Genomic DNA, 12,112 nt, shown 5'->3' with positions numbered 1-12,112 from the left:
GTTCCAGGCGTGAATGTTCCGTTGCACCCGCGCTGCCCGAGTCCCGGGCAGTCCCCTGCGGTTCATTTTTATGTGCTTATTTAAGCACTAAATCGGCAGATTCTGAAGCATGTGGATGGTCATGCCTATAAGTATTTAGGACTAGGGAGATGCGTAATGACGTAATGACGCAATGACGCATGCAATCTCCTGTCGCACCCGGGCAGCATGCCCGGTCCTGCGAAAGCCGCCGGCACGGAAGGACGCCAGGCAAACCCGCGCTCCGCGGCTGCAATGCGTTGATGACCCTGAGCACGCAGGCGAACGGGCTTGCTGTCCGTCCGACCCCGCGCGGCAGTCTTCCGATACGGAAATGCAAAATGCCGGATCACCGTTTTCTGCATTTTTATTGTTTTGCGCACTGACGACCATAGCACGGCGTGGTTCAGGCAAATCGCCGGGTAGCCGCATAAACAACAGAAACGGGCTGCGCGCCGGAACGCGCAGTGCTGCCTTGGCCGGCACGACAGCGAAGCGAATGGTAGGTCACTCGTTTCAAACCTAATGTCAACAATTGTCACGCCGGGCGACGACGCGGTTTTTGCAGGCTGCCGCTGTGTAGAATTTTCCCAAACAAGAAGACATCTGCTCGGCGGCCACCTCGCACCGGACCACGCTCCGGCCGCGCGCCGCATTCGGAAATGTCGAAAGCCAGCTCGTGGCGCAGACGGGCCGCGCGCATGCGCATGGCTACCTTCGAAGGCAAACAACGGCGCGTCGCCGACGCGCCGCACCCCATGGGGAACGCATGCTGTCAGATGAGAGCACTGCCGTGATGGCACTGCTGGTCCTGTTCACCGCCATGCAATGCATTCTCTCGGCCCTGATGCTGGCCCTGCGCCGCAGCGCGGCGGGCCGCGCCTGGGGCGCAGGACTGGTACTGGCTTGCGCCGCTGGCCTGCTGGTGATCGACGCGCGCAGCGGGCCCGCGTGGTTCCTGCTGGTGGCGCCGGCGCTGGGGCTGGTAGCCCAGTTGCTGATCCAGCGCGGCATCACCCTGACCGATGGCCGCACGCCGGCCGCGCCGGGGTCGCTGACGGCCGGGGCGGCCGCCACGCTGGCGGTGCTGGCCGCTGCCGCGCTGGGCGCGGGCAGCCGCCAGGCCGAAGTCGCCGGCTACATCGCCGCGGCCGTCGCCGCGGCCTGCACGCTAGCCTGGCTGCTGCAGCGGCCGCAGGCGCCGACCCGCCGCAGCCGCCCGCTGGTCCTGGCCGCCAGCGGCCTGCAAGTGGTGGCGCAGTGCTGCGGCCTCTATGCGGCGGCCGCGCCGGGCAGCCCGGTGGCGGACCCGAACGCCGAGGCATTGCTGCTGCTGCGCCTGTTGCCCGCGTTCGTGGCCATCCTCGCGGGTCTGGCCGCCTTCACCCTGATGACCATGGAAGGCATGCTGGCGGCACAGGAGAAACAATCCCGGCTCGACGCCCTTACCGGCCTGCTCAACCGCGGCGCCATCGACGCCGCGGCCATGGTGCTGTCGGCCGAATACGCCCGCCACGGCCATCCGCTGAGCTGCCTGGTGATCGACATCGACCGCTTCAAGCGCATCAACGACAGCAGCGGCCACCGCGCCGGCGACTTGGTCCTCCAGCAGATCGCCAGGGTCCTGGCCGAGACCCCTCGCGCCACCGACCTGGCCGGCCGCTACGGTGGCGAGGAATTCTGCGTGCTGTGCCCGCATACCACCGAAGCCGACGCCGTGCTGCTGGCCAACCGCATCCTGCGCGGCATCCGCGCCATTGCCCTGCCGCCGGAAATCGGGGGCTTCGCCAGCGCCAGCATCGGCATCGCCCAGATCCACGACGGCCAGGGCGGCGGCGCGGCGGCGTGGGACTGCCTGTTCGGCTGCGCCGACCGCGCCTTGTACGAGGCCAAGCGGCGCGGCCGGGGCCGCGTGCTGAGCGCGTCGTCGCTGGAAGCCCCTCCATCGGGCTGCGGGCCCGAACTGCGCCTGCCGGCGCGCCGAAGCCTGTCATTGAGCCTTGCCATGCGTGGCCACCGGCACTTGCGGAAATCGCAAGACTGCCGGTCCGCCGGCTAGAATCCTTCCCTGCATGCGCGTACGGACCCGCCCGCGGTCCGTATCGAAACCATCCAAGGAGATCCCGAATGAAGGCTGACAACATCCTGCAGACGATTGGCAACACACCGCATATCCGCGTCCAGCGGCTGTTCGGCGATACGCATCAGGTCTGGATCAAGTCCGAGCGCGCCAATCCGGGCGGGTCGATCAAGGACCGTATCGCGCTGTCCATGGTCGAGGCGGCCGAACAGGCGGGCCTGCTCAAGCCCGGCGGCACCATCGTCGAGCCGACCTCGGGCAACACCGGCATCGGCCTGGCCATGGTCGCCGCGGTCAAGGGCTACAAGCTGGTGCTGGTGATGCCCGACAGCATGTCGGTGGAACGCCGCCGGCTGATGCTGGCCTACGGCGCCACCTTCGAGCTGACCCCGCGCGAAAAAGGCATGAAGGGCTCGATCGCCCGCGCCGAGGAGCTGGTGGCAGCCACGCCGGGCGCGTGGATGCCGCAGCAGTTCGAGAATCCCGCCAATATCGAGGTCCACGCCAGGACCACCGCGCAGGAGATCCTGGCGGATTTCCCGCAGGGCATCGACGCGCTCATCACCGGCGTGGGCACGGGCGGCCACATCACCGGCTGCGCGCGCGTGCTCAAGCAAAAGTGGCCCCAACTGAAGGTATATGCGGTTGAACCGGTGGCTTCGCCGGTCATTTCCGGCGGCGCGCCCGCCCCGCACCCGATCCAGGGCATCGGCGCCGGCTTTATCCCGCGCAATCTCGATACCGCGCTGCTCGATGGCGTGATCCAGGTGGACGCCGAGCCGGCACGCGAGATGGCGCGCCGCGCCGCGCGCGAGGAGGGCATGCTGGTGGGCATCTCCTCCGGCGCCACCCTGGCCGCCATCGCACAAAAGCTGCCCGGGTTGCCGGCCGGTGCCACCGTGCTTGGCTTCAACTACGACACCGGCGAGCGCTACCTGACGGTAGAGGGATTTCTGCCGGCCTGAGCGGAATCTTCCGCCGGCGGCATCGCGCCCGGTGAACCATACTAAGACGGACCGGCAGCCGCGCGCAGGCATGCGCTGCCACTTCATCGGCCTGACTGATTCGCCGACGATCCAATACAGGCGGCAACGCCGGCTTGCCAGTGCAGGCCGGTGCCGCCGCCGGCACAAGGAGCAGAAATGACCATACCTAGTTATGACGTTGCCCGCCTGGCGTCCCTTGCGGTACGGCTGGCCTTGTCATCGGGGCTGTCGCACGAGGAGATGCAGGCCGCACTCAGCCTCGCTGCCACGATGATCGAGCAGGACGAAGACGCCACCCCCGACGACAGCGCGGCGGCCAAGGCCATGCATGCCAAGGTGACGCGCACGATCCACTGAAGGCTTGCGCCGGCAGGCCCCCTCACTCAAGCCAGCGCTCCCGCCCAGTAGAGTTCGGCCGCCGCCAGCACTGCGTGCATCTGCGTGGTGTGAGCCAGGCGGAAGGCGTCGTCGTAGACGGTCTGGTCCGGGAACTCCGTGACCAGCATGAACGGCACCGTGGAGCGATGGTCCTCGACGATCATGCAGGGAATGCCGTTGAGCACCGGGAACGGCACCGCGCCCGCGTGCGCGGCCCAGGTGGCGAGCTGCCGCGCGTTGAACGCGGCCAGCTCGGGCGACGTCGCCAGCTGCGCGGTGAGCGCCTGCATGAACGCCAGCGCCTTGTCCTCGCATCCGCCATGGTGGCGCAGGATCAGGAAGAATCCCTTGGGAATGGTCCAGGTTTCGAACCCCGGAGGGACGTAGCCGGTCAGCGGGCGCGTCCACTCGTGGGCAGGATAGCCGTGCAGGCTCATGTGCAGCCCGGCGCCGGTGCGCTCGGCCGCCTCCAGCCGGACCGCCTTCTCGCCGAACGGCTCCGCCGTGCGCGCCTCGAGGTCGTCGCCCAGCGCGGTGTAGCGGGCGGCGTGCGACATATGGCGCGGATTGTCCTCGCGCAATTGCATATGCAGGGCCGCGCCATCCGGGTTCTCCAGCCCGATCACGGCGAAGTTCGCCTGCTCGCGCCGCCTGAGCACATGCGCCGCGCGCAGCGCGCCGACCACGCCGGAGCTCTCGTTGGCGTGCTGGCCCCCGGAGATCACCAGCCCGGGCAGCGTACCTTCGATATGCGTGCCGTGGACCGCGCGCCCCTGCGCGGATTCCACGCTGAAGCGATGGCCGCCCAGCGCATGCATCTCGACGGCAACCTCGTCCGGTGCGAGCGGGCGGGCGAGCGCGGCCAGCGCTTCGGCGGACATCGGCTTGCGGCCAGGCCCGGGCAGGGGCAGCTGGTGCGGCAGCACTTCCACGCGCACGCGCGTGGCGCCCTCGCCCGCGTGCACATCGGGGACGATCTGGCCCGGCTGCAGGGTACGGTCGCCACGCGGCAGGCCGGCGCAGTCCTGGAAATACTCCAGCACCGAGAAATAGAGATCCTCATGCAGCGCCTCGCGCGTGCTGATGCATTCGTCCTGGTATGCCAGGCGGCGTTCGATGCCGCCGGTGGCGATGGCGACGTGCAGCACGTCGAAGTACGGCGCCTGCGCGCGCCAGCCGTGCGCGCGGATCGCATCCATGGCCGCGGCGAATGCGAGCTCGTATTCCGTCGCCAGCGGCGTGTCCTCGACCAGCTCGTCGCCCCGCCACACGCGCAGCCATCCGCACGGCGCGCCCGAGGTCGCGCGCGGCACGAACACGCGGTGCCGCCCGCCGCCGGATTCGACCACATAGTGTCCTTCGTCATCGCCATCGACCAGGCGCAGCTTGTCTTCGGGCAGCAGGCCGGCCAGCGGATAGGCTTCGAGACGCAAGCGCTGCGCGTCCTTCGGCGTGGCGGCCGCGGGCAGCCGCACCGTCACCGTGCGCGCGGCGCCCGCCAGTGCGTCCAGGTCCTGTTCGTCGAGAAAGAAATGCAGCAGCGGCTTGTACGCGCTGCGGATCTCCGCCACCACGCCGGCGGCGGCAAGTTGCCGCACGGCCTCGAGACGCGCGGGGGCGTCCTCGAACACCCAGGCCTGCACGCGCGCGCCCGGCGTGGCCGCGAAGCGTTCGACCAGCGCATCGAGAGTGCGCGCGAAGGAAGTGTTGAGCAGGAGGATAGTCATGGCGTGACCGGGGCCCGAGGGCGATTGGTGTGCGGTTGGAATGCGACCGGGCCGCGGCGGGGATGAGACCTCGTCACGCGCCGCACGGCCGGCTGGAAGCAGGAACGGGTCACATTATAGAAAAGGCGGCGCGAACGCGCCGGGGAGCCTCCGCTTCGCATCGGCTCGTGCACATTTCCTTACAACCCGGACACACGCCCGCGCCGCACCATGGCTAAGCTGCACCGTTGTGCAAGCGCTGCCTTGCCTGTCAGAAGGAAAGTCCGCATGAACCACACCCGTTCGAAGCCGCCCGCGTGGCACCGCGCGCCGGCGTGCGCCCGCTGCCGCATCGGTCCCGCCGCGCCGCGCACGGCCTTTGCAGCGCGGCGACGGCAACTGCAATGAAGTGGTCCACCATCGTGCTGGTCCTGCTGGGCTGGCTTGGGACCTGCGCCGCGGCGGGATGGCTGGTGATGGCGTTCTCCGGGCTGTTGGCGCGATGAATTCGTGACGCAAGCCTGCCGCGCATGCCACCGCGCGCGCCCTGCCAGCACCATTACACCGTTTCCGCCCGCCATTTCCGCCCGCCATTTCGTAACCGCGTATTTCAGCCGATACGCGTGGACCGCCCGGGATCGTCTCCCGGGATCGTCCCCGGAGATCCCCTCCGTACCTGACCACCGCCGGCCCGTTTGCGCCAGGCAAGGAGAGAACATGTACGATCGCACCGCCGCCCTCCGGCGCCCCCCCGCCGCTGCCCATGCAAGCCACGCCGCGCACGCCGCCCGTGCCGCGGGCGAGTTGCTGATGTCCGATATCGGCCCCCTCAAGCTTTGCCGCAACTGCGACGAATACTGGCCCGCCGACGGCGAGTTCTTTTCGCGCGACGCGCGGCGCCGCGATGGCCTGGAGCATGTGTGCAAGGCCTGCCGCAAGGAACAACGCATTGCGCGCTAAGGGGCGCCGCCCTTGTGCATGTATGCGCCCTCGTGCATGTATGAAAACTGAAGGCCGCAGACAGCCAGGACCCGGCCTGCACGCGACTGGATGGCACCGAGAGCGGCCTTATATCCCCTTGTTATGACTGCGTTTTTCAGCCTTACCCTAGGGTTTTCCCGGGCAATAACGCAAAAATGCCACCGGAGCACGATGTTCGTTTTGTCCTTTTGATGGTTCGTTCTGTCTATTCCCTGTGCGTCGCGGCGCCGCTATCGTTGTGCCCAACAACAACCAGCCCCCCGCACAGGAGACAACACGATGCGCACACAAGTCGCCATCATCGGCGCGGGCCCTGCGGGCCTGCTGCTCGGGCAATTGCTGGCCAAGGCCGGTATCGAAGCTGTCATCGTCGAACAGCGCAGCCCCGACTACATCCTCGGCCGCATCCGCGCCGGCATCCTCGAGAGCGTGACCGCCGATGCGCTGGAACGCGCGGGCGTGGCCGGGCGCCTGCATCATGACGGCCTGGTCCACCACGGCATCGAACTGTCCTTCGGCGGGCAGCGCCACCGGATCGACTTCCACGAGCTGATCGGGCGCTCCGTCACCGTGTACGGCCAGACCGAAGTGACGCGCGACCTGATGGCTTCGCGCGAAGCCTGCGGCGCGCGCACCATCTACGACGCCGAAGACGTGAGCGTGCACGACTTCGATACGGCCACGCCCGTGGTGCGCTACCGCAAGGACGGCCAGCTGCACGAACTGCGCTGCGATTTCATCGCCGGCTGCGACGGCTTCCACGGCGTCACGCGGCGCAGCGTACCCGATTCTTCCAGGCGCATCTTCGAGCGGGTCTATCCGTTCGGCTGGCTCGGCGTCCTCACCGATACCCCGCCGGTGGCAGACGAGCTGATCTACGCCAGCCATGAACGCGGCTTTGCCCTGTGCAGCATGCGCTCGCTCACGCGCAGCCGCTACTACGTGCAGGTGGGCGCCGCCGAGCGCGTCGAAGACTGGTCCGACCAGCGCTTCTGGGACGAGCTGCGCGGCCGCCTCGACGCGAGCGCCGCCGAGGCCCTGGTCACCGGCGACAGCATCGAGAAGAGCATCGCGCCGCTGCGCAGCTTCGTGTGCGAGCCGATGCGCTTCGGCAACCTGTTCCTGGCCGGCGACGCCGCGCATATCGTGCCGCCCACCGGCGCCAAGGGCCTGAACCTGGCCGCCAGCGACGTGCTCTGCCTGGCCGACGGCCTGATCGCCCGCTACCTGCACGACGACGCCGGCGAGCTCGATGCGTACTCGCAGAAATGCCTGCGCCGCGTCTGGAAGGCCGAGCGCTTCTCATGGTGGATGACCTCGCTGCTGCACCGCTTCCCCGACGCGGACGACTTCGCCGTGCGCATCCAGCAGGCCGAACTGGACTACCTGACCGGTTCGCGCGCGGCCTGCATGTCGCTGGCCGAGAACTACGTCGGCCTGCCGTTCTGACAGCAGTCCAGAGGCTGGACCAAGCAAATCGAAGCTAGTCGAAGCAAACCGAAGCAGGACGAAGGCAGGGCGAGGTCCGCGCGGGCCTGCCGCGCGCCTTCGCACAGCCAGCAGACAGATACACAGAATCCGCCGCCAACGAGCGGCCCCCGTGGAGACAAAGCATGACGCCCCCAGACAGCGGCCGCCCGGCCGCAACCCATGATTCCGCGCGCCGGCCCGGCGCATCCGTCGACGTCCAGCAGTTCATCGACAGCCAGCCGTTTTCGCGCTTCCAGTGGATGATCCTGGTGCTGTGCTTCCTGATCGTCGCGGCCGATGGCTTCGATACGGCCGCGATCGGCTTTATCGCGCCGGTGCTGGCCAAGGAGTGGGGCATCGCGCGCGCCCATCTCGGACCGGTGCTGAGCGCGGCCCTGTTCGGGCTGGCCGCGGGCGCGCTGGTGGCGGGGCCGCTGGCCGACCGCTTCGGCCGCAAGCGCGTGCTGGTGGGATCGGTGCTGTGCTTCGGCGCATGGAGCGCGGCCTCGGCCTTCGCGGGCTCCATCGAGGCACTGACCGCGCTGCGCTTTCTCACCGGGCTCGGGCTCGGCGCGGCCATGCCCAACGCGGTCACCCTGATGTCGGAGTACGCGCCCGCGCGGCGCCGCTCGCTGGCGGTCAACGCCATGTTCTGCGGCTTCACGCTGGGCTCGTCGGCGGGCGGCTTTATCGCGGCCTGGCTGATTCCGCATCACGGCTGGCATTCGGTGCTGCTGGTGGGCGGCGTCGCACCGCTGATGCTGGCCGTGCTGCTGATGCTGTGCCTGCCGGAATCGGTCCGCTTCATGGTGGCGCGCCGGGCGGACGCGGCGCGCATTGCCGCCGCGCTGTCGCGCATCCGCCCCGGCGCACTGCGCGGCGACGAGCGCTTCCACATCCAGGAGCAGGCGCCCGGCGACGGTGCGGCGGCGACCTCGTCGCTGCGGGCCATCCTGATGCCGCGCTTCGCCATCGGCACGGTGCTGCTCTGGACCACCTACTTCATGGGCCTGCTGATCTTCTACCTGCTGACGAGCTGGCTGCCGACGCTGATCTCGGATGCTGGCTTCCCCATCGAGAAGGCCGCGCTGGTAACCGCGCTGTTCCCGCTCGGCGGCGGTATCGGCACGCTGGCGGTGGGGTGGCTGATGGACCGCGGGCATCCGTGGCGCATCGTGGCGGGCACCTATGCGCTGACCGGCGCGCTGGTCTACGCGGTGGGCCACGGCGCCGGCGACCTGTTCCTGCTGAGCCTGCTGGTGTTTGCCGCGGGCACCTGCATGAACGGCGCGCAATCGTCGATGCCGACGCTGGCCGCGGGCTTCTATCCCACCCAGTGCCGCGCCACCGGCGTGGCGTGGATGCTGGGCATCGGCCGCTTCGGCGGCATCGCCGGCGCGCTGCTGGGCGCGCAGATCCTGAGCATGGGATGGAGCTTCGGCAAGATCTTCGGGCTGCTCTCGCTGCCGGCCTTCGTCGCCACCATCGCGCTGCTGGCCGCTTCGGCGCGGTACTCTGGCGCCCACACCACCGCCAGCGCCATCGCCTCGAAAACGACATCGTGACCGCATGCCCGCACGCGGGCCGCGACCCGACGAAAATCTGAGCCCGCCGCCGCCGCCGCCCCGTCCCCGCCCCCCTTGCCGGATCCCGGGGCCGCCGCGCGGCTCGCCCTGCCGTTGCGCGGAGGGCCGCTGCGCATCTGTGCGCCTTCGGCATCAAATATGAGCCCGCTTGGTTCGCTGGCCCACATACCCTGCATGGCTACAGGCAGTAATCGCCACTACCGGCTTTGCCTGGCGCGGATGCGGGGCTTACCATGCAGAAACAGCCCGACTACAGGGCGGATGCACAGAGAGAAATCGTGGTGAGGCGGGGACATTTTGGCCAACTATCTGGAAGAGTACTGCTCGCGCATCCGGCGCGGGGCGGCTGCGTCCGTGATCGACAAGCCTGTACTGGTTGATCGCGATCGCATTTATTCAATGACCTACGTGCCGTTCGAGCACACGCATGCGGACGCACGGCTGGTGCTGGTAAGCACCACGCCCGGACATACCCATGTACAGCTCGCCGCGGAGCTGACCGAGCGCCTGCTGCAAAGGCACGCGCCCGGACGCACCATCCAGCGCGAGAACAAGCGACAGGTGGAGCTCGGCGGTCGGCTGGTACGGCCCAACCTGATACGCATGCTGGACCATTTCGGCATTGCGCAGCTGGTCGGCCTGCCGGGCGCCGCGGCGCTTTGGGGCGACGGCTTCGCGCAGCTGCAGCCGCTGGCCTTGCTGCCCTACGCCACCACGCGGCGTGGCCTGGCCTTCGATGGCGACCTGGAAGAACTGATGGCGGTGCCGATGCTGCGCGGCGTGTTCGAGGCGCTCTTCCTCGGACGGATCGGCCAGGCAGATCACGAAGTCCTGTATGTGGCGCTGGGGCGCACGGCGTGGTCCGCGCTGGGGCATGCCGTCGACCAGGGCCTGCTGCAGCGGCGGCAGTTGCTCGGCATGATGCCGGTGCCAGCGCGCGCCGGCAGCATGGTGAAGTATTTCCTGCGGCAGGTCAGCGCGGCCTCGCTTTCGCCGCGCGACCCGGTGCGCCACCGCACCGCCTGGCTCGACACGGCGCATGCCGAAATGACCCTGGCCGTGCGCCGGCAGCGCCAGCGCACGGCCGAAGCCGGCGCGGGTTCGCAGCACGCGACGGTGATCTGCCTGGAGGCCTGAAATCGGCCCGTATGCCGGACAAGTCACCCCACCTCGGTGGGGTGCATATGGCACTTTTGGCGGCCGTTAGTCTTCCGGGAGGGAATTGCCTCCCTCGTATTCCCGATCGGCGGCCCCTTGTGGCCGCCTCTTTTTTTCTTGCGCCTTTTCTTGGCCCTTTCTTGCGCCTTTTCTTGCGCCACAAGCCTCAGGCGCGCAGGTGCCAGACCCGCAGGTAGTGGAGCAGGTCCAGGCCATGCGTGCCATGGAACCACACATGGCGCGACAGCGACAACGCGCCGGCCCACGAAGCCGCCACCACCAGCAGGTCGCAGCGTCCGCTCTTCCACCAGTTCAGCGAATGCCGCCCGTAGATCCAGGGCACGCCCAGCGGGTTGGGCCAGTCAGCGAGCAAATGCATGATCCCGCCGCAGGCAAAGCCGAATGCCGGCGCGGCCAGCACGTGGCTGCCGAGCGCGCGGTGCGCGAACACCAGCAACGCGATCCAGGCAATGCCCCAGTGCGTCCACGTGCGATGCGTGATCCACAGGCGGCGCGACCTCGACCACCACGCCACCTCGAGCCAGTCCGGCGCGCCGCCGCCGGCCACGCCCGCCATGAAGGCCAGCGCGGCGCCCAGTTGATAGGCGCCGCCGGCGCCGGACTTGGCGACGACCGCGGCGGCGATCAGGCCCGCCGCCCATCCGGTGGCATGGTGTGCTTTGCTCGAAGCCATTGCGTGGGGCGCTTTGTGAAGCCATGAAAACGAAGGGGCGCAATGGTGGCAGATCGTCACGCAAAAGACCAGCGCGCCTTGCCTGCGGCCCGCCTGCGCGCTAAGTTGAAAGCGCTGGCGGCAGCGCCGCAGCAAATGCTCGCGAACGCTTGCGAATGCTTGCGATTGCTTTTGCAGGAGTTCACATGAAACAGCAGGCCAGGCAACTGCGCGCCACGCGGGTGGCCATGGGCTTCGCCGCGGCCCTGTGGCTCGCGCCGCCGCCCCAGGCCCAGCCGGTGGAATCCGGCCCGATGACGGTCGGCGGATCGCTGGTGGTGGAAGGCCCGCTCACCGTGCACGGGTCGCTCACCGCCGATGGCGGCGTGCTGGCGCATGGCCCGCTCAGCGCGGCGTGGTTCGCCACGCGGCCGCCCGTCTATGCCTTGCCGCCGGGCGCGCGCCCGCAGCGGGTCTTCCATGGCCCGCTCACCGTGCACGGCCCGCTGGTGGTGCAGGGCAATGTGCTGGTCAACGGCCCGCTCAATGTGGACGGGCCGATTTCCGCGTCGGGCGGAATCGAGGCGGACGGGCCCATGCGCGAACGCCGCGGCGGACGCTGACGCCGCCGCACGATCGCGGCGCAAGGTGGCCGGCAAACCCGCTCTTCTGCATTCCGATAAATAAATACTTCACAGCGGCGATGAAGGGCGCTACAATTGCGCCCCTCGCGACATGAAACAGCAAGGTGTTGCAAGCAGGTTTATGTCCCCTTCGTCTAGAGGCCTAGGACATCACCCTTTCACGGTGAGTACAGGGGTTCGAATCCCCTAGGGGACGCCAGTTTCGAAGGCATGCCGGCATGGCATGCCCCGACAAGCGCGTCGGAGACCGGTTTCGCCGGTTTCCACAAGCCAGTGTGGAGCGGTAGTTCAGTTGGTTAGAATACCGGCCTGTCACGCCGGGGGTCGCGGGTTCGAGCCCCGTCCGCTCCGCCACAGAAAACAGCCCGCCGTCAGGCGGGTTTTTTTCGTCTTCAGTTTTCAGTCTTCAGCTTTCGGCTTTTGCGTCTCGCG

General features: G+C 68.4%; 10 protein-coding genes and 2 tRNA genes. 10 read left to right on the top strand and 2 right to left on the bottom strand.

Annotated features, from left to right (window positions below):
* Positions 1-787 precede the first annotated feature (787 nt).
* From AB4Z48_RS01095 to AB4Z48_RS01085, 3 genes are all read left to right on the top strand, one after another.
* Positions 788-2,077 carry a diguanylate cyclase gene (locus AB4Z48_RS01095; RefSeq protein WP_441611978.1) on the top strand — a complete coding sequence of 430 codons (1,290 nt, stop codon included), beginning with the start codon at positions 788-790 and terminating at the stop codon, positions 2,075-2,077.
* Between the two features lie 68 nt (positions 2,078-2,145).
* A complete protein-coding gene (gene cysK / locus AB4Z48_RS01090; protein WP_441611977.1) occupies positions 2,146-3,063 on the top strand; it encodes a cysteine synthase A in 918 nt (305 codons plus the stop codon).
* A gap of 177 nt (positions 3,064-3,240) precedes the next feature.
* The gene (locus AB4Z48_RS01085; protein ID WP_441611975.1) at positions 3,241-3,441 is read left to right on the top strand and encodes a hypothetical protein; all 201 of its coding nucleotides are present in this window, start codon (positions 3,241-3,243) and stop codon (positions 3,439-3,441) included.
* Between the two features lie 26 nt (positions 3,442-3,467).
* On the opposite strand, the gene AB4Z48_RS01080 is transcribed toward AB4Z48_RS01085, so the two are convergent.
* Complete coding sequence (locus tag AB4Z48_RS01080; protein ID WP_441611974.1) at positions 3,468-5,189, bottom strand: hypothetical protein; 1,722 nt, start codon at positions 5,187-5,189, stop codon at positions 3,468-3,470.
* Between the two features lie 696 nt (positions 5,190-5,885).
* Between AB4Z48_RS01080 and AB4Z48_RS01075 the strand changes: the two genes are divergently transcribed.
* The 4 genes from AB4Z48_RS01075 (at position 5,886) to AB4Z48_RS01060 (ending at position 10,342) form a co-directional block, all read left to right on the top strand.
* Positions 5,886-6,128: a hypothetical protein gene (locus AB4Z48_RS01075; protein ID WP_441611973.1), complete on the top strand. Its 243-nt coding sequence runs from the start codon at positions 5,886-5,888 to the stop codon at positions 6,126-6,128.
* Between the two features lie 300 nt (positions 6,129-6,428).
* The gene (gene pobA / locus AB4Z48_RS01070; protein WP_441611972.1) at positions 6,429-7,598 is read left to right on the top strand and encodes a 4-hydroxybenzoate 3-monooxygenase; all 1,170 of its coding nucleotides are present in this window, start codon (positions 6,429-6,431) and stop codon (positions 7,596-7,598) included.
* A gap of 164 nt (positions 7,599-7,762) precedes the next feature.
* Positions 7,763-9,184: an MFS transporter gene (locus AB4Z48_RS01065; protein ID WP_441611971.1), complete on the top strand. Its 1,422-nt coding sequence runs from the start codon at positions 7,763-7,765 to the stop codon at positions 9,182-9,184.
* A gap of 318 nt (positions 9,185-9,502) precedes the next feature.
* On the top strand, positions 9,503-10,342 hold the full coding sequence (locus AB4Z48_RS01060) for a hypothetical protein (RefSeq protein WP_441611970.1): 840 nt from the start codon (positions 9,503-9,505) through the stop codon (positions 10,340-10,342).
* Between the two features lie 187 nt (positions 10,343-10,529).
* Here AB4Z48_RS01060 and AB4Z48_RS01055 read toward each other — a convergent pair whose 3' ends face one another.
* Positions 10,530-11,057, bottom strand: coding sequence for a metal-dependent hydrolase (locus AB4Z48_RS01055; protein ID WP_441611969.1), 528 nt, complete (start codon positions 11,055-11,057; stop codon positions 10,530-10,532).
* A gap of 185 nt (positions 11,058-11,242) precedes the next feature.
* On the opposite strand from AB4Z48_RS01055, the gene AB4Z48_RS01050 reads away from it, so the two are divergent.
* The 3 genes from AB4Z48_RS01050 (at position 11,243) to AB4Z48_RS01040 (ending at position 12,034) form a co-directional block, all read left to right on the top strand.
* Positions 11,243-11,659 carry a hypothetical protein gene (locus AB4Z48_RS01050; RefSeq protein ID WP_441611968.1) on the top strand — a complete coding sequence of 139 codons (417 nt, stop codon included), beginning with the start codon at positions 11,243-11,245 and terminating at the stop codon, positions 11,657-11,659.
* Positions 11,660-11,803: 144 nt separating this feature from the next.
* A tRNA-Glu gene (locus AB4Z48_RS01045) sits at positions 11,804-11,879 on the top strand.
* A gap of 78 nt (positions 11,880-11,957) precedes the next feature.
* Positions 11,958-12,034, top strand: a tRNA-Asp gene (locus tag AB4Z48_RS01040).
* The last annotated feature ends 78 nt before the right edge of the window (positions 12,035-12,112 follow it).

Origin of the sequence: Cupriavidus sp. 2TAF22 (assembly GCF_052115045.1) — a bacterium.
Lineage (GTDB): Bacteria > Pseudomonadota > Gammaproteobacteria > Burkholderiales > Burkholderiaceae > Cupriavidus.
The sequence above is the reverse complement of the archived record's forward strand: the minus strand, read 5'-3'. Positions and strand labels throughout refer to the sequence as shown.

Bases quoted from the DNA above. Each gene is read 5' to 3' on its own strand.
- AB4Z48_RS01095 (WP_441611978.1), top strand. From the start codon at position 788: ATGCTGTCAGATGAGAGCACTGCCGTGATGGCACTGCTGGTCCTGTTC.
- cysK (WP_441611977.1), top strand. From the start codon at position 2,146: ATGAAGGCTGACAACATCCTGCAGACGATTGGCAACACACCGCATATC.
- AB4Z48_RS01085 (WP_441611975.1), top strand. From the start codon at position 3,241: ATGACCATACCTAGTTATGACGTTGCCCGCCTGGCGTCCCTTGCGGTA.
- AB4Z48_RS01080 (WP_441611974.1), bottom strand. From the start codon at position 5,189: ATGACTATCCTCCTGCTCAACACTTCCTTCGCGCGCACTCTCGATGCG.
- AB4Z48_RS01075 (WP_441611973.1), top strand. From the start codon at position 5,886: ATGTACGATCGCACCGCCGCCCTCCGGCGCCCCCCCGCCGCTGCCCAT.
- pobA (WP_441611972.1), top strand. From the start codon at position 6,429: ATGCGCACACAAGTCGCCATCATCGGCGCGGGCCCTGCGGGCCTGCTG.
- AB4Z48_RS01065 (WP_441611971.1), top strand. From the start codon at position 7,763: ATGACGCCCCCAGACAGCGGCCGCCCGGCCGCAACCCATGATTCCGCG.
- AB4Z48_RS01055 (WP_441611969.1), bottom strand. From the start codon at position 11,057: ATGGCTTCGAGCAAAGCACACCATGCCACCGGATGGGCGGCGGGCCTG.
- AB4Z48_RS01050 (WP_441611968.1), top strand. From the start codon at position 11,243: ATGAAACAGCAGGCCAGGCAACTGCGCGCCACGCGGGTGGCCATGGGC.